This is a genomic window from Brachybacterium halotolerans subsp. kimchii, assembly GCF_020792675.1.
GTDB classification, from domain to species: domain Bacteria; phylum Actinomycetota; class Actinomycetes; order Actinomycetales; family Dermabacteraceae; genus Brachybacterium; species Brachybacterium halotolerans.
Map to the genome: position 1 here is coordinate 3072720 of NZ_CP086254.1, position 16426 is coordinate 3089145.

Here is a 16426-nt window from a genome sequence, read left to right on the forward strand (position 1 = left end):
GCACGACGGCGAGGCCCAGCCTGGCAGTGCCCGACAGCTGCGGGGAACCGCCGCACACGAGATTCGCACCTTCGGATGATGGGTCGCGGCGGCGTTCGCCGCGCACGGTCCCGGCCGGGCTCAGCGGCCGGCGCGGATCCCCTTGGCCAGGCCCTGCACCCGGAACTGCTGCACGTGGTACGGCCAGTCCGGTCCCGTGTGCCACTGCGAGACGGTGAGGTGGAGGTCGTCGAGGGTCGAGCCGGGCACGATGTACCCGCCGTAGAGCTGCGCCACGCGCTCGTCGTCCTCATGCCCCCAGTCGCAGCCCCACAGCAGCGTCTCGGAGAACGCGCCCTCGCGCAGACCGGTCACGGACGTCGCGGCGAGCAGGTCCATCCGGTAGAGACCCGCGTTGAAGAAGGTGAGCACGAAGCGGTCCTCGATCGTGCGCAGGCACATCTCGCCCACGGAGCCGCCGACCACCGGCTCCGGGTCCGCGCCCCACTCCCAGATCGTCTTCCCCTCGTCGGTCGGCCCGAAGGTCTCGTAGGCCGAGGCGTCGAGGATCTTCGAGTCCTTCACCCGCTGCAGGATCGCGCCCTTGTCGCGCTGGAAGCCCGTGGTCAGAAGGTACACCCAGTCGCTCGCCGGGTCCTTGCACCAGGTCGCCTGCTGGGAGAGCCCGCCCAGGTGGTCGCCGGGGAACATCTCCGCGCCGCGCTCCCAGGTCTCCCCGGAGTCCTTCGAGGACCAGATCTCCGTGCGCACCACGTTGCCGAAACCGGCGTTGGCCTGCACCCACAGGTGCATGGTGTCGCCCAGGGTGATCACGTCCCCGGGCAGGTACGTGCTGATCTCGCCGCCGTGGTCGTAGTCGATGAGCTGCTCGGCGCGCGCCCCGCCCACGGCGCCGGTCCACTGCAGACCGCCCGCGGCCGGCCGACGCCGGTCCTTGGCGTACAGGGCGACAGGGGAGGTCCAGCGGCCCGATCCCACCTTCGCGCCCTCGAAGGTGTCGCCGAAGACCACGAGGAGGCGGCCGTCAGGTGTGCGGCAGGGGACGCCCAGGTCGGTCGCCTCGAAGCCGTACTCGGTGGTGAGGCCGGGGCCGGTGAGGGTGGCCGTGCGGGTCACGCGCGGGCGACGGTACGACGGGTTCGGACGCGGCCTGGGGGCGGCGTCGGCCGCGGGCGCGCTCGCCGTCTGCGCGAGCGCCGCCGCGCCGAGGGTTCCGGCGCCGATCGCGAAGGCCCCGCCGCGCAGCACGGAGGAGCGGGGGATCGAGGCGTCGTCGGGAGAGTTCCGGTTCTCGGGTGCGTGGTGCACGGTGGACCCCTTCGTCGGTGGGCATGCGCCGTCGCATGCGCACCGCACTGTACCGACGGCGGCACGTCCTGGCAATCGTTTACTCGCTCGTGGAGCCGGGCGTCCGTGCGCCTCGGCGACTTGCACGTGCCTCGTGGAGCACGAGCGACGTGCGTCAGTCCGCCCGTCCGGCGTTTACTTCCCCCGCGGGCCGCTCTAGAGTGGCCGGAATCCGCGAAAACGTTTAGCGACCCGCGGGCCCACGTCTCCAGCGTCGGAGCGCGCGCCTGCGGAGAACGGGCTGCCGATGCACACGACCCCACCGCCGCCCCCTGGTCCGTCGGCCCCCGATCTCACGGTGCTCTCCGAGGCGCGCACCTTCTCGATCAGCGCCGAGAACCCCACCGGCGCGCCCGGGCAGGGCGGGCGCGCCGAGCACGGCGAGCACGAGACCGCCTGGGCGTCCCGCGAGCTGCCCCGGGGATGGAAGAAGTCTCCGTGCATCGACCTGCCCGGGCGCAGCACGCGCACCTTCGTGGACGTGGAGGGGCCCGGGATCATCCAGCACATGTGGATCACCGTGCTGCCCGAGCACCTTCGCTCCCTCGTGCTGCGCGTGTTCTGGGACGACGAGGCCGAGCCGTCGATCGAGGTGCCGCTCGGCGACTTCTTCTGCCAGGGATGGGCCCGGTTCGCGCCCGTGACCTCGCAGATGGTGACCGTCGCCCCCGCCGGCGGGCTGAACTGCTACTGGCCGATGCCGTTCTCGCGCCGGGCGCGCATGGAGATCGAGAACCTCTCCACCGAACCGGTCGAGGGCTTCTTCTACCAGGTCACCGGGTCCTTCGAGGACGTCACCGGCCGCGACCTGCGCCTGCACGCGCAGTGGCGGCGCTCCGATCCCGTGGACGCCCAGTCACCGCACGTCATCCTCGACGGCGTGCGCGGCGCCGGGCACTACGTCGGCACCTACCTCGCGTGGGAGACCCACCGCACCGCCTGGTGGGGCGAGGGCGAGGTGAAGGTCTACATCGACGACGACCTCGAGGGAGCACGGCACGGAGAGGGCGGCGAGGGCCTCGAGGCGCCGAGCATCTTCCCGACGATCTGCGGCACCGGCACCGAGGACTACGTGGGCGGCGCCTGGGCCTTCGAGCACCCCGCCGGCGCCTACGCCGAGTACTCGACGCCGTACCTCGGGATGCCGCAGGTGATCCGGCCCGACGGCTTCGGCGACTCCCTCACCCGCTTCGGCCTCTACCGCTGGCACGTGCCCGATCCGATCCGCTTCCGCGAGCGGATCCGCGTCACCGTGCAGGCCCTCGGCTTCGCCCGGCCGGTCGACGGGAGGGTCCGCTACCGCCCGCTGCGCGAGGACGTCGCGACCACCGCGTTCTGGTACCAGACGGAGCCGCACGCGCCCTTCGCCGAGGACCCGCACCGGCAGGCGCCCACCTGGGACGGCATGGATGTCACCTGAGCCCGGGACCGAGAGGACCCGCGCCCCGCACGAGGGCCCGTCCGACCCCCGCCCGTCGGCCTGCGCCCCGGCCGCAAGCGCCATCTGCTCGATGCCTCCCCGACGCCGGGCACGCCCTGGTACATCAACGACCACACGCTCGTGCGCGACGCACGCGGCAGCTGGCACGTCTTCGGCATCTGGCACCCCGAGCCCGCCGCCCCGCTCGACGAGACGTTCTTCCTCCACGCCTCGACGCCCTCGCTCGAGGCACCGGAATGGAGCATCCACGATCCCGTGATGCACGCCCGCACGGACCTGGGGGAGACCCACGTCTGGGCGCCGCACGTGATCCGCCACGACGGCCGCTTCTGGATGTTCTACTGCGGCGGCACGGCCGACCACACGCGCTACCGGATCGAGCTCGCCACCAGCACCGACCTGTTCACCTGGGAGCACCACGCGGGCGGGCCGCTCTGCGAGGACGGCTTCGACGCCCGCGACCCGATGGTGCTGCGCGAGGGCGGGCGCTGGCTCATGTACTGCACGCGCACCTCGCGGCCGGACGGCGGCTTCCACGAGGTCTCCGTGCGCGAGAGCAGGGACCTCGTCACCTGGTCCGCGCCGTGCGTGGCCTACAGGTCCGCGCAGAGCGGGACCGTCGGCGGCCCCACCGAATCCCCCTTCGTGGTGCCCGTGCTCCCCGACGGCTCGGTCGGGATCGTCGGGAGCGGCGGATTCGTCGAGACCCGCGGGGCCGAGGGTGCGATCGGGTCGGCCCCGGCCGACGATCCGCTCGGCTGGATCCTGTTCGTCTGCGAATCGGGTCAGTACGACCGGACCCTCGCCTACTTCTCGCGCGACCCCGAGCGCTTCGAGGACGCGGACGCCGTCGACGTCGACCTCGACGAGCACTGCGCGGAGAGCGTCGTCGACCCCGAGGACCCCTCGCGGCTGTGGGTCACCGGCGGAGGCTGGGGGAGGGGCGGGCTCAGCATCCGCCCGCTGGAGATCACTTCAGCCCGGCCATCTTGATGTTCGCGATGATCTGGCGCTGGAAGATCAGGAACAGGATGATGATCGGCGCCGCCGCGAGCGCGGAGCCGGCCATGAGCAGGCCGAGCTCGCTCGAGCGCTCCCCGCGGAAGTTCGCGAGGTACTGCTGGACCTGGAACAGATCGGGGTTCGTGATGGTCAGGACCGGCCAGACGAAGCTGTTCCAGTAGGCCATGAACGAGCCGATGCCCACCACCACGAACGGCGCCTTGGACAGCGGCAGGAACACGCGGAAGTACACGCCCCAGCGCCCGCAGCCGTCCACGCGCGCCGCCTCCTCGAGGCTCGAGGGGATGTTCAGGTAGAACTGGCGCACGAAGAACACGTGCCCCGCCGAGGCGAGCCCCGGCAGGATCAGCACCGCGAGGGTGTCGAGCATGTACAGCTTCGTGACCACGATGAAGCTCGTGAGCAGGATGGTCATGCCGGGGATGAACATGGTCATCAGCACCAGCGGCCACACGATCCGCTTGCCCACGAACTCCAGCCGCGCGAACGCGTAGGCGGCCATGGAGTTGATGAGGATGGAGCCGGTCGTGAAGATGACCGCGCCGAGCCCCGTGATCGCGAGCGTCCGCACGAACGACGGGTCGCTGAGGATCTGGACGTAGTTCTGCACCTCCCAGACGTCCGGGAAGAACTGGAAGGGAGTGCGCACCACCTCGGTGCGCAGCTTGAACCCGGAGATCACCATCCACGCCAGCGGGAACAGCGCAAGGCCGACGATGATCGCTCCCGCGACGAACTTCAGGGCCAGGATCCCTGCGCGCGCGGGGGTGAGCCTCCGATGGTGGCGGCGGGTCGGGACGCGGGTCGGGGCGTCGGGCTCGACGGCCGGGATGGTCGGTGCGATCGCCATGTCAGTCCACCAGCTTCTCGGAGTTCACGATCCGGAAGATGATCGAGGAGATCGACCCGAGCACCACGAACAGCAGCAGTGCGGCGGCGATCGAGTACCCGACGTAGGTGTCCTGCCGGAAGTGGTTGAAGATGAAGAGGTTCGGCAGCTCGGTGGCGTGCTGCGGCCCGCCCGCCGTCATCACCAGCGGCAGCTCGTACTGCTGGATCGAGCCCACGAATCCCGTGACCAGCAGGAACAGCAGCACGTTCTTGATCTGCGGGAGCGTGATGTACCGGGTGCGCTGCCACCACGAGGTGCCCTCGAGCTCCGCCGCCTCGTAGAAGCTCTGCGGGACGTCGAGCAGGGCAGCGATCATGATCAGCGTCGAGATGCCCAGGCCCAGCCAGACGGCGGGCAGGGCGATCGCCCCGAGCGCCCAGCGCGGGTCGCCCAGCCAGGCCTGGTTGGGCAGGCCCACGATGTTGATGAGCGCGTTGAGGATGCCCCCGGAGTAGTCGTAGATCATCACGAAGGTGATCGAGGCGATCACGCCGGAGATCACCGAGGGGATGTAGATGCTGATCTTCAGGAGGGTGGACACCTTCTGGGAGACCGAGACGGCGAGCGAGGCGATGAGGAACGAGAGCACGAGCGAGACGGGCACCGTCATCAGCACGAACTCGAGTCCCCGCAGGATCGCCTGCCAGAACCTGTCGTCGCCGAGCACGTTCGCGTAGTTCTTCCACGCCACGAACTGGGACGACGTGTAGAAGCTCCAGTCGAAGAAGCTCAGGTAGACGGCCTGGATCGCGGGCCACAGCACGAAGACCGACAGCAGCACCAGCACCGGCGCCAGCATGATGTAGGCCATCAGCGAGTCCCGGCGCGGAGGCGTGGACCGCAGACGGTCCTTCGCCTCCGGCGTCGGGGTGGTCGCCGACGTCTCGTCGGCGACGCTCACTTCTTGTCCATCTCCTGGCGCACCTTCGCGAGCTCCTCGCGGTCGATGACCTTCTGGATCTCGGTGTTCGCCTTCTTCAGGGCGTCCTTCGCCGAGGCCTCGCCGGTCATGCCCGCCTGGATCGCATCGCCCATCGCCTCGTTGATGTCGACGGGGTACTGCGACTCCGGGACGCAGTGGGGGACGATGTCCTCGAAGACCACCGAGGACCACGGCGCGTCCTTCGACTTCGGGTCCGCGTCGACCACGTCGGTGACCTTCTGCCGGGCGGGCGCCTTGGTGAACTGGGTGTCCACGAAGAAGGGCTTGAGGACCTCGGGATCCCCGCCGAGCGCCCAGCTGAAGAACGTGGCCGTGGCCTCGGGCTCCTTCGCCTTCGCGTCGATCAGCCACTTCATGTTGCCGATCGTCGAGATGGAGGTCGTGAGGTCGCCGTCGTTCTGGACCCAGGGCGCCATCCCCGTCTTCTCGACCTTGTCCGGGTAGTCGGCGGCGATCTCCGACATCGCCCAGGAGCCCTGCGAGAGCATCGCGACCTTGGCCTCACCGAAGGGCTGCGCGGAGTTGCCCGCGCCCAGCGGCTGCCGGGGCATCCACTTGTTGCCCTGCAGGGTCTTGTAGAAGCCGATCAGATCCTCGTACTTGGGGTCCTCCGCGTCGGCCTTCGACCAGTCGTCGGAGATCGGCAGGTGCCCGGCGACGTGCTCCTGCGAGGCGACCGTGGTCCAGCCGAAGGTGCCCGGGTCCGCGGCCGTGCCCACGCAGAACTGCCCGTTCTTCATGAGCGGCGCGATCTTCTCGCACGCGTCGTACATCTCGTCCCAGCTCGTCGGCGGCTTCTCCGGGTCCAGGCCGGCCTTCTCGAAGAGCTCCTTGTTCCACAGCAGCGTCATCTGCGGCTCGAGCAGCAGCGGGAAGCCGTACCACTTCCCCTGGTACTGGGAGATCTCCTTGGCCTGGTCGGTGACCTCGTCGAACACGGAGGCGTCGATGAGGTCGTCCAGGGGGTGGAGGAGCCCGGTGCGCGCCCCGGTGTCCAGACGCCCCGCCTGGATGTACATGTCCGGTGCGTTGCCGGCGGCCTGCGCGGCCTTGAGCTTCTGGTCCCAGGCGTCCGCGGGGATCACCTGGTAGTTGACGAACACGTCCTCCTGCGCGTCGTTGAAGTCCTCGACGACCTTCTTGTACCAGGCGTTCTCCGGCGTCGTGAAGACCGAGCCCCAGAACTCGACGTTCGTGCGGTTCTTCGCCCTCGAGTCCTTCGCCTTCTCGCCGGGCGTGCCGCTGCCGCACGCCGCGAGGGAGACGGCCGCCGCCCCGGCGGCCGCGGTGATGAGGAGTGTCTTTCTGCGCATCGGATGCCTCTCTCCCGGTGCGTCGCTGCACCGTTCTTCCGGTGCGTCCCTGCACCGTGTGCCCGAATCCGCCATGCCCGTCATGTCGGGTCCCTCCATCGGGTCCGACGGGCATCTGCGGCGCTCTCCCGGACGGAAGAAATCGTTTACGCCGAGTGTAGAGAGGGGTGGGTGCTCGGTCAACAGGTGCGGACGACGCTGTGCGGTGCGGTTCCGTCCCTGTGGTGCGCAGCGGGTCGCCCACCTGCTCGTTCGACGCGGCAGCGCGCAGAGCGATCAGGTGGTAATCGTTTCCTCATCGTGACCCAGCTGTGGGTGCGTCGCCCCGCCCACGGCGACGCACCCTCCTCGGGCCCTCACTTCAGGCCGGAGGTCTTGATGGAGGCGACGATCTGCTTCTGGAAGACGAAGAAGATCCCCAGGGTGGGCAGGGCCGCGACGGTCGCGGCGGCCAGGATGTAGTTCCAGTCGGCCGCGTACTGCTGCTGGAAGCTCTGGATCCCCAGCTGGACCACGCGCAGGTGCGGATCCGAGGTCACGGTCATCGGCCACACGAACGAGTTCCAGTTCGCGAGGAAGAAGAAGACCGCGAGGGCCGCGAGGATCGGACGGGAGAGCGGCAGCACGATCGACCAGTAGATCTTCCAGTAGCTCGCGCCGTCGACCAGCGCCGCCTCCTCGAGCTCGTCGGGCAGGGAGACGTAGAACTGGCGCAGCAGGAAGATGCCGAAGGCGTTGAAGATCGCGGGGACGATGAGTCCCGCGTAGCTGTCCACCATCCCCAGCGTGCGCACGATGATGAACGTCGGGATGATGGTCACCGGGGCGCTTACCAGCATCGTCGCGAAGATCCCCAGGAAGATCTTCTCGCGGCCGGGGAAGCGAAGTCGCGCCAGTGCGTAGGCCGCCATCGAATGGAACCAGAGCGCGATCACCGTGACCGCGGCGGAGACGAAGAAGCTGTTGAACAGGTAGCGCGCGAACGGCACCTGCGAGAACACGTAGACGTAGTTGTCCAGGGTGAAGGTGCTCGGGATCAGCTGCGGGGAGTTGACCTCCTCGGCGGTCTTGAAGGATCCCAGCACCATCCACAGCAGCGGGAACACGGTCGCGAGCGCGAGGACCAGGCCGATCGCGAAGAGCAGCCAGCGCAGGCGGCTGCTCCGCGATCCACGGCGCGGTCCCGGACGCGGTCCCGGACGGCCGACGGGCGCGGCCTGGGTGCGGGTGTCAGTCGTCATGGGAGAACCGGCCTCCTCGGGTGAGCAGGAACATCGCGCCGGAGAAGAGCAGCAGGAACGCGACGAGCACGGAGCCCACGGCCGCCGCGTATCCCAGATCTCCGAAGAGGAACGCCTGCTGGTAGATGTAGAAGATGAGCAGGGAGGTCGAGTTCGCGGGCCCGCCGCTGGTGAGCACGAAGATCATGTCGAGGCCGCCGGTGACGACCGCGACCATCGACGTCAGCAGCACGAAGAAGCTCGTGGGGGCGAGCAGCGGCAGGGTGATGCGCCGGAGGCGCTGCCAGGCGCTCGCGCCGTCGATGCGCGCGGCCTCGTAGAGCTCGCCGGGGATGTCCTGGAGACCAGCCAGGAAGATGATCATGTAGTAGCCCATCTGCAGCCACACGGTCACCGCGATCACCGTGCCCAGGGCGAACCTCGGATCGCCCAGGAACGAGATCCCGTCGAGGCCGACGACCGAGAGCAGCGAGGCGATCACGCCGGTGCGGTCGGTGAGCATGAACTGCCAGACCATCGCGACCACGACGATGCTGATCACGTAGGGCAGGAACAGTGCGGAGCGGATGATGCCGACGGCTGGGAACCTCTGCTGGACCAGCAGCGCGAGCCCCAGGCCGACGACGTAGATCAGCGGCACGAGCACCACCAGGTACAGCAGCGTGACCCGGGCGCTGTTCCAGAACTGCGGGTCCTTCACCATGCGCACGTAGTTGTCGATCCCGATGAACTCGAAGTTCCCGAACCCGTCGATCCAGAAGAACCCCAGCACCACCGAGAGGGCCATCGGGATCGCGACGAACACGAGCAGGCCGATGGCGTCGGGGGCGAGGAAGAAGAGGGCGGCACGGGTCTCCCGCTGCGCTCGGCTGCGGGCGCGCCCCCGACCCCGGCCGCCCCCACGGGTCCTGGGCCCCGGTGCGGCGGACGCGGAGGGATCGGCGCCCGGGCCGGCGCCCTGGCCCGGATCCGGGCCGGCGTCTGCGTTCACGTCTGCGGCGGCGCTCATACGAGGCTGCCTCCTTCATAGGTCTCGAGGTAGCTCTCGATGGTCTGCTGGGCGCGTGCGGACTCCTCGCCCGGGTCCCCGCCGCCCAGCTCGACGGACTGCAGGGCGTCGGAGACGGCCTTGTAGACGACGGGCGGGAAGCGGGGCTCGCCGCGGCCGGTCGGCAGGATCTCGTCGTGGAAGATCTTCTGGTGCTCCTCCGCGTAGGCGTCGTCGGCCTGCAGCTTCGCGTCGACCGAGCGCCGCGCGGGCATGTTCCCCTTGGCGGGCCCGTTCCAGGTGGCGATGTGGTCGATGGACTGCTCGTCCATGGAGCCGAGGGTCTGCACGACGAAGCGGGCGGCGGCCTCCGGGTCGGCGCCGCGCGCGTTCACGCACCAGGCCCAGCCGCCCAGGATCGTGCTCGACTCCTCGCCCGGGGGAGGTGGCAGCGGCAGGACGCCGAATCTCTTGTCCGGTGCGTTCTGGGTCAGGTTCATGACCTCCCAGACGCCCGACTCCCAGAACGCCGCGTAGCCCGAGGTGAAGGCAGAGACGATGTCGCCGTTGGCGGGGCGGGTGCGGGGCGTGGCGCCCGTGGAGACGGCGCGGCCCCAGAGCTCGAGCGCTGCGCGGGGCCCATCGGCATCGAAGACCGGACGCTGCGTCGTCGGGTCGATGACGTCCCCGCCGGTCTGCCACACCCACGGGTAGAAGGTGAAGTTCTGGTAGTAGCCGGGGTCGACGTCGAGCACGAGCCCTGTCGTGGAGCCCGTGCTGAGGGACGCCGCGAGCTCGAGCAGCTCGTCCCAGTCCTTCGGCAGGTCGCCCTCGGAGACCCCCTTCTTCTCGAGCAGGTCCGGGTCGTAGAAGAGGGCCAGGGGCTCCTGCTCCATGGGCAGTCCGAAGATCCTGTCGCCGTCGCGCCGGGTGGTGAGCGCCTCGGGGAAGTAGTCCGCGATCGCCTCCTGCTCCATGTACGGGGCGAGATCCACGAGCACCCCGCCGTTGGCGTAGCGCAGGTAGTCGCCGGGGGAGATGAGGAAGATGTCCGGGCCGTCGCCCGAGGCGAAGGCGACCGGCATCCGCTGGTTCATCTGGTCGCTCGTCATGTAGACGGAGGTGATCTCGTGCTCGCCCGCGTGGTTCCAGCGGTCGATCGCCTTCTGGAACCAGTCCGACTGCGCGACGAGGTTCGGATCCTGCTGGGGCGCCGGGCTGTAGAAGTTCCAGAAGGTCAGCGGGCGATCCGCGTCCGCACGGCCGCACGCGCCGAGCAGCGGCACGCTCGCCGCCGCGGCGGCGCCTCCCGCCAGCAGGGAGCGCCGGGGGATCCGTCCGGCCGAGCGCTGCGGGCGTCCGTGCGAGCGTCGCTGCGGGTGTCCTGCGGGCGGCGGTGCGGGCCGACGGTGGGGAAGGGCAGATGGCACGGGGTTCCTCCTCGAACCGCGTCGACGGCGCGGCGGCATCGGTTCCGCCGGCGTGTGCTCCTCGCAGCAGTGCCGGCGGCCGGCATCGGTGATGCTCGGGCGCGGTCCGCGCTCGCGAGTCCCGAGAGCGCAGCGGCATCGACTCCGCGAGGAAACGATTACCGGACACCGTACGAATGCGTCCGGGTCGCGTCAATCGTCCTTTCGTCCCGGGTGCGTCGCGACCGCAGCGCGGCACGTCGACCCCGCGTTTCTCCTGCAGATCTCCCGTGGATCCGGATCGCGTCGGTGCCTTGACCTGCCGGACGCACCTCCGTACAGTCCGAGTAAACGTTTTTCGTCCGACGACTCCTTGCGTCGGCCCGCACTGTCCGCACCGCCGTGCGCTCACGAGGGTCCCGAGCGCTCGCGAGCCGTCGGCCCCCGGCTCACGAAGGAGTGACCCCGTGTCCGACCCCTCTGGTGCTTCCCCCGCCGCCCCGGCCTCGTCCGGCCTCGCCCGCCTGCGTCCCGTGCTCACCCGCTCCATCAGCCCGGAGAACTTCGACGGGGCCGCCGGGGGCGGCGCCCGCGCGAGCGAGGGGACCGGGGCGGCGAACGCCCGCGACCTCGGCGTGGGCTGGAAGGTCTCGCCGAGCGTCGACGTGCGGGCGGGGGAGACCTTCGACCTCGCCGACATCGACGGCGCCGGCGTCATCACCCACATCTGGATCACCACGCACACGGACAACTGGCGCACCCTCGTGCTGCGGGCCTACTGGGACGGGGCCGGGGAGCCCGCCGTCGAGGTCCCCTACGGTGACTTCTTCTGCAGCGGCTGGAGCAGCTTCGCCCAGGTCGACTCCCAGATGATCGCCGCGAATCCCCACGGCGGCTTCAACTCCTACTGGCCCATGCCCTTCCGCGACGGCGCGCGCCTGACCATCGAGAACACCTCCGGGGTCGACGCCCGCGTCTACTACCAGGTGACCTACGAGGTCGGCGGCGACCACAGCCAGGACGGGTACTTCCACGCCCAGTGGCGGCGCTCGAACCCGCTGCCGGACCGCACCCCGCACGTCCTCCTCGAGGGCGTCGAGGGGCAGGGGCAGTACGTGGGCACCTACATCGCCTGGGGCGTGAACTCCAACGGCTGGTGGGGCGAGGGCGAGATCAAGTTCTACATGGACGACGACACCGAGCACCCCACCATCTGCGGCACCGGCACCGAGGACTACTTCGGCGGCGCCTGGAACTTCGACGTCCCCGGCCGCGGGTACACCGCGTTCTCGACCCCCTACCTGGGCATGCCCCAGGTCATCCGGCCCGACGGCCTCTACTCCTCCCAGCAGCGCTTCGGGATGTACCGCTGGCACGTGGCGGACCCGATCCACTTCGCGACCGGCCTGCCCAAGGTCGACATCCAGGCCCTCGGGTGGCGCTCCGGCTGGCGCTACCTGCCGCTGCGCGACGACATCGCCTCCACCGCCCTGTTCTACCTGGACCGGCCGACGACGCAGCGCCCGCCCGCCCCCGACTTCGACGCCATGGAGGTGCACCTGGCCTCCGGCCCCGTTCCCGACATCGGCGCCACCCCTCCCCGGGACCCGCAGGACTGAGCGCACCCGCCCGGCCTGCCGCGCCCATCACCCGCACGACGCATCCGCACGACGCACCTGCTCGCACCCTCCGCTCGCGCACCATCCTCGAAGGAGCCATCATGACCGCCACCGCAGACGCCACCGAGTCCCGCACCTATGCCCTGCCCGAGCGCGCGCAGCGCCCGTCGGCCGCCGAGGGGGAGGTGTGGCTGATCCCGAGCGGTGACCTGCGCGAGAGCGCGAACACCGAGTCGTGGGGCGCGCAGCAGGAGCTCGAGCGGCAGGTGACCGAGGCGTTCGAGGCCGCGGGCGTGAGGGTGCGGCGCGCGTTCGAGGCGGATCCGGACTTCGGGCACGGGTTCATCCGTTCACAGCGGATGGGCATGGAGGTGTTCCGTTCGATCCCGACGGATGCACCACTCGTGGTGGCGACCGCGAACTGGCAGTACAGCCACCACGTCCTGGCGGGCCTGCGCACGCACCGCGGGCCGATCCTCACGGTCGCGAACTTCGCGCCCGAGTGGCCGGGCCTGGTGGGTCTGCTGAACCTCAACGGCGGGCTGACGAAGATGGGCAGGGAGTACTCGAGCATCTGGACGGTCGACGGGACCGACGACTGGTTCCGAGAGGGCATCGCGACGTGGGCCCGCACGGGCACCCTCGAGCACGATGCCTCGCACGTGAAGGACCTGCCGGCTCTCGCGGACACCCCGGAGTCGCGTCTCGGGGCGGCGCTCGCGGAGCAGCTGCTCGAGGACAAGGCCATCATCGGGATCTTCGACGAGGGCTGCATGGGGATGTACAACGCGATCATCGACGACGAGCTGCTGAACCCGCTGGGCATCTTCAAGGAGCGTCTGTCCCAGTCGGCGCTGTGGGCGGAGATGCAGACCGTCCCCGACGAGGAGGCCGATGCGGTGGGGCGCTGGCTCACCGATGCGGGGATGACGTTCCGCCTGGGCACGGACGAGGCGACGGAGCTGACGGAGAACCAGCTGCGCTGGCAGTACAAGATGTACATCGCGGCCCTGCGGATCAGCGACGACTTCGGGCTGGACGCGGTGGGCATCCAGTACCAGCAGGGGCTGAAGGACGTGTGCCCGGCCTCGGACCTCGTCGAGGGACTGCTGAACAACCTCGAGCGCCCGGAGGTCACCAGCCGCGACGGGGAGCGGGTGCTGTGGGAGGGCAAGGCCCTGCCGAACTTCAACGAGGTCGACGAGGGCGTCGCGGTCGACGCGCTGATCACCAACCGGGTGTGGTCGGCGATGGGCATGGACCCGGCGACCACCCTGCACGACGTGCGCTGGGGCGAGGACTTCGAGGGCGAGTACGTGTGGGTCTACGAGATCTCCGGCTCCGTGCCGCCCAGCCATCTGCCCGGCGGGTATGCGGGCGCGGAGGGCTGGCGGCAGGGGCCGACGTTCTTCCCCGCGGGCGGGTCCACGATCAACGGGGTCTCGCGGCCCGGGGAGATCGTGTGGTCCCGCGTGTACATCGAGGGCGGCGCGCTGCACGCGGACGTGGGTCGCGGCCGGGTCGTGGAGCTCCCGGAGGCCGAGGTGACGCGGCGCAAGGAGTCCACGAACCCGGAGTGGCCGATCGCGAGCGTGGTCCTGGACGGCGTCTCCCGCGATCAGTTCATGGCACGCCACAAGGCCAACCACGCCCAGCTGGTCTACGCTGACAGCGCCGCTGCGGCGGACCGGGCGCTGACCGCGAAGGCCGCCATGTTCGACCGCCTCGGCGTGCAGGTCCACCTCTGCGGCGACGCCACCGTCCTCCAGAGCTGACCCGCCCCGCCACCCGTCGGACCGACCCGAGATGAGCCCCGCGATGAACGTGCGCCGACCGACGATCCTCGACGTCGCGAGCACTGCCGGGGTCTCGACGGCCACCGTCTCGCGCGTCATCAACGGCGCGCAGAACGTCGACAAGGAGCTCTCGCGGCGCGTGCGCTCTGCCGTGCGCGCCACCGGGTACGTGCCCAACGCCGCGGGACGATCCCTGCGCAGCGGCGCCTCCGCCCAGGTCGCCGTCGTCACGCCCGACGCCGAGAACCCCTACTTCACGCGAGTGATCAGCGAGGTCGAGAGGATGGCGCGCGGCCAGGGCTACTCGGTGATGGTCGCCCACACCGAGGATGACCTCGAGCGCGAGCGCGAGGTGTTCCCGCAGCTGGTCAGCCGCCAGATCGCCGGGGTCATCCTCACCGTGGTCGACGAGAACCTCTCGGACGTGACGCCGCTGCTCGCGGCCGGGACGCCGCTCGTGCTCGTGGACCGCCGCGTCCACGGGGCCGACGTCGACCTCGTGGTCACCGACAACCTCGACGCCGGCCGCCGCGGCGCCCAGCACCTCGCCGAGCAGGGATTCCGCCGGCCCGTCGTCCTCACCGGTCCCGAGGGGCTGACCTCGACGGAGGACCGCGTGCGCGGCTTCCTCGCCGAGTGGTCGCGGGTCGGGGCGACCAGTGGTGATGCGCTCGGGGCTGCGGCCGACGATGCCCCCGGGTCGTCGCGCGCCGGTGCGCTCGAGGCGCCGCGCGTGATCCGCGGCGACCTGCACCTCGACTCGGGGCGGGAGGCCACCGAGGCCGTCCTCGCCGAGGGCTGGGCCGACGTCGTCTACGCGACGAACAACCGGATGTCGGCCGGGGCCTTCGAGGCGATGCGCGGACTCGATCGCGCGGGCGCGGCCGGCGCGGCGGGTGCTGCGGCCCCGCTGGGTGGGGCGGGGGTCCCCGGTCTGCTCGCGACCGACGACGACCTCTGGACCCGACTGGTCACGCCCTCGGTCTCGGTGGTCCAGCAGCCGATCCGCGCGACGGGCCGCACGGCCGCGCGCCTGCTCGGCCAGCGCATGCAGGAGCCGGGGGAGGACCCCTCGACGATCCTGCTGCGCCCGCGCATCCTCGAGCGGGAGTCCACGCGCCGCCGGGAGGGCTGAGCGGCCCTCGGCACCGCGGTCCGTGAGGAGTGCCGATCCCTGTGGGGTCGAGATTCTCGAGGTGTGCGAGACCTTCGTGGTGCGCATGCCCCCGGAAGACGGAACGCGCCGCCGATCGGAACTTGTTCGCCCCATGTTCCGATCAGCGGCGCGTGAAGGTCGCGACTGCTGGCGGGTTCCCACCGCGTCAGCGACATCCGTGGCACCTGGGGAGCGACTGCGACACGCTCCGTTCGGTGCGAGCACTACGTTATCCGGGCCGTCTCGGGTTTCGCAAGCCCTGTGTTGCGAAAAGTTTCCCGCGGAGGTCTCGGCTCGCCTGCTGGACGGCTTTTCCGCGCTCTCACCTGCGGCGTTACCCTGTCCCTATGACTGCGATCACGCGACGCATCGGCTCCCTGTCCGTCTCGGCCATCGGCTACGGGGCGATGCCCCTGTCCTACGGCCGCCAGAACCCGCCCACACATGACGAAGCGATCGCGACGATCCATGCGGCGCTCGACGCGGGCATCACGCTGATCGACACCGCCGACATGTACGCCCCCAGCTGGGACACGATGGGCCACAACGAGGAGCTCGTGGCCGAGGGCGTGCGCACCTGGTCCGGTGACGCGAGCGGCGTCGTGATCGCCTCCAAGGGCGGCATCGTGCGCGGCCCGGGGAAGGACGGTCAGGAGGAGTCCAAGGGACGCGACGGTTCGCTCGCCTACCTGCGCTCGGCGCTCGAGAAGACTCTCGCGAACCTCGGTCAGGACTCCGTGGATCTGTACTACTGGCACCGCCCCGACCGCTCCATCCGCTATGCGGAGGGCGTCGAGGCCCTGGCGACCCTGCAGCAGGAGGGGCTGATCCGCGAGGTCGGCATCTCCAACGCCAACGTCGAGGAGATCGACGTGGCGCTCGATGTGCTGGGTGCGGGGAACCTCGCGACGGTGCAGAACCAGTTCAGCCCGACGTACTTCCACACGAGCCTCGGCGAGCTGCGCCGCTGCCGGGAGATCGGCGCCGCGTTCGTGCCCTGGGGCCCGCTGGGCGGTGCGGGCGGCGGCGCGGCGGCCGTCGGCGAGAAGTTCCCGCAGATCGCCCGTGTCGCCGAGGCCCATGACGTGAGCCCGCAGCGCGTGGTGCTCGCCTGGGAGCTGAGCCTGGGCCCGCACGTGGTGCCGATCCCCGGTGCGGCGCGTCCCGCCTCCGTCATCGACTCGGCGCAGGCGCCGTCCCTCCAGCTGACCACCGCGGAGGTCGAGGATCTGAACTCGATCCTGGGCTGAGCGGAGGC

13 protein-coding genes are annotated in these 16426 nt (G+C 70.2%); 6 read left to right on the plus strand and 7 right to left on the minus strand.

The window, feature by feature from the left end; translation table 11 throughout:
• Positions 1-120 precede the first annotated feature (120 nt).
• Positions 121-1308: a glycoside hydrolase family 183 protein gene (locus Bra3105_RS13805; RefSeq protein WP_228357292.1), complete on the minus strand. Its 1188-nt coding sequence runs from the start codon at positions 1306-1308 to the stop codon at positions 121-123.
• 286 nt (positions 1309-1594) lie between these two features.
• On the opposite strand from Bra3105_RS13805, the gene Bra3105_RS13810 reads away from it, so the two are divergent.
• Together Bra3105_RS13810 and Bra3105_RS13815 are read left to right on the plus strand one after the other, a co-directional pair.
• Complete coding sequence (locus Bra3105_RS13810; RefSeq protein ID WP_228357293.1) at positions 1595-2767, plus strand: glycoside hydrolase family 172 protein; 1173 nt, start codon at positions 1595-1597, stop codon at positions 2765-2767.
• Between the two features lie 123 nt (positions 2768-2890).
• Positions 2891-3781 carry a glycoside hydrolase family protein gene (locus Bra3105_RS13815; RefSeq protein WP_228359665.1) on the plus strand — a complete coding sequence of 297 codons (891 nt, stop codon included), beginning with the start codon at positions 2891-2893 and terminating at the stop codon, positions 3779-3781.
• Here Bra3105_RS13815 and Bra3105_RS13820 read toward each other — a convergent pair.
• From Bra3105_RS13820 to Bra3105_RS13845, 6 genes are all read right to left on the minus strand, one after another.
• A complete protein-coding gene (locus Bra3105_RS13820) occupies positions 3759-4661 on the minus strand; it encodes a carbohydrate ABC transporter permease (RefSeq protein WP_228357294.1) in 903 nt (300 codons plus the stop codon). The genes Bra3105_RS13815 and Bra3105_RS13820 overlap by 23 nt on opposite strands.
• A gap of 1 nt (position 4662) precedes the next feature.
• Positions 4663-5604: a carbohydrate ABC transporter permease gene (locus tag Bra3105_RS13825; protein ID WP_228357295.1), complete on the minus strand. Its 942-nt coding sequence runs from the start codon at positions 5602-5604 to the stop codon at positions 4663-4665.
• On the minus strand, positions 5601-6959 hold the full coding sequence (locus Bra3105_RS13830) for an extracellular solute-binding protein (RefSeq protein ID WP_228357296.1): 1359 nt from the start codon (positions 6957-6959) through the stop codon (positions 5601-5603). Before Bra3105_RS13830 ends, Bra3105_RS13825 begins: the two co-directional genes overlap by 4 nt.
• A 356-nt stretch (positions 6960-7315) precedes the next feature.
• On the minus strand, positions 7316-8200 hold the full coding sequence (locus tag Bra3105_RS13835; protein ID WP_228357297.1) for a carbohydrate ABC transporter permease: 885 nt from the start codon (positions 8198-8200) through the stop codon (positions 7316-7318).
• Positions 8190-9209, minus strand: a complete 1020-nt coding sequence (locus Bra3105_RS13840; RefSeq protein WP_228357298.1) for a carbohydrate ABC transporter permease — start codon at positions 9207-9209, stop codon at positions 8190-8192. The genes Bra3105_RS13835 and Bra3105_RS13840 overlap by 11 nt, the downstream gene beginning before the upstream one ends.
• Positions 9206-10618, minus strand: a complete 1413-nt coding sequence (locus Bra3105_RS13845) for an ABC transporter substrate-binding protein (RefSeq protein ID WP_228357299.1) — start codon at positions 10616-10618, stop codon at positions 9206-9208. The genes Bra3105_RS13840 and Bra3105_RS13845 overlap by 4 nt, the downstream gene beginning before the upstream one ends.
• A gap of 446 nt (positions 10619-11064) precedes the next feature.
• On the opposite strand from Bra3105_RS13845, the gene Bra3105_RS13850 reads away from it, so the two are divergent.
• The 4 genes from Bra3105_RS13850 to Bra3105_RS13865 all read left to right on the plus strand — a co-directional run bounded on the left by Bra3105_RS13850 (position 11065) and on the right by Bra3105_RS13865 (position 16418).
• Positions 11065-12216: a glycoside hydrolase family 172 protein gene (locus tag Bra3105_RS13850; RefSeq protein WP_228357300.1), complete on the plus strand. Its 1152-nt coding sequence runs from the start codon at positions 11065-11067 to the stop codon at positions 12214-12216.
• 101 nt (positions 12217-12317) lie between these two features.
• Positions 12318-13991 carry a fucose isomerase gene (locus Bra3105_RS13855; RefSeq protein WP_228357301.1) on the plus strand — a complete coding sequence of 558 codons (1674 nt, stop codon included), beginning with the start codon at positions 12318-12320 and terminating at the stop codon, positions 13989-13991.
• Between the two features lie 43 nt (positions 13992-14034).
• Positions 14035-15147, plus strand: a complete 1113-nt coding sequence (locus tag Bra3105_RS13860) for a LacI family DNA-binding transcriptional regulator (RefSeq protein WP_228357302.1) — start codon at positions 14035-14037, stop codon at positions 15145-15147.
• A gap of 368 nt (positions 15148-15515) precedes the next feature.
• A complete protein-coding gene (locus tag Bra3105_RS13865) occupies positions 15516-16418 on the plus strand; it encodes an aldo/keto reductase (RefSeq protein WP_228357303.1) in 903 nt (300 codons plus the stop codon).
• Positions 16419-16426 lie beyond the last annotated feature (8 nt).

What these genes read in the sequence shown, in the direction of transcription:
- Bra3105_RS13835 (WP_228357297.1), bottom strand. Translation starts at nt 8,200, where the DNA reads ATGACGACTGACACCCGCACCCAGGCCGCGCCCGTCGGCCGTCCGGGA.
- Bra3105_RS13865 (WP_228357303.1), top strand. Translation starts at nt 15,516, where the DNA reads ATGACTGCGATCACGCGACGCATCGGCTCCCTGTCCGTCTCGGCCATC.
- Bra3105_RS13830 (WP_228357296.1), bottom strand. Translation starts at nt 6,959, where the DNA reads ATGCGCAGAAAGACACTCCTCATCACCGCGGCCGCCGGGGCGGCGGCC.
- Bra3105_RS13855 (WP_228357301.1), top strand. Translation starts at nt 12,318, where the DNA reads ATGACCGCCACCGCAGACGCCACCGAGTCCCGCACCTATGCCCTGCCC.
- Bra3105_RS13820 (WP_228357294.1), bottom strand. Translation starts at nt 4,661, where the DNA reads ATGGCGATCGCACCGACCATCCCGGCCGTCGAGCCCGACGCCCCGACC.
- Bra3105_RS13840 (WP_228357298.1), bottom strand. Translation starts at nt 9,209, where the DNA reads ATGAGCGCCGCCGCAGACGTGAACGCAGACGCCGGCCCGGATCCGGGC.
- Bra3105_RS13860 (WP_228357302.1), top strand. Translation starts at nt 14,035, where the DNA reads ATGAACGTGCGCCGACCGACGATCCTCGACGTCGCGAGCACTGCCGGG.
- Bra3105_RS13810 (WP_228357293.1), top strand. Translation starts at nt 1,595, where the DNA reads ATGCACACGACCCCACCGCCGCCCCCTGGTCCGTCGGCCCCCGATCTC.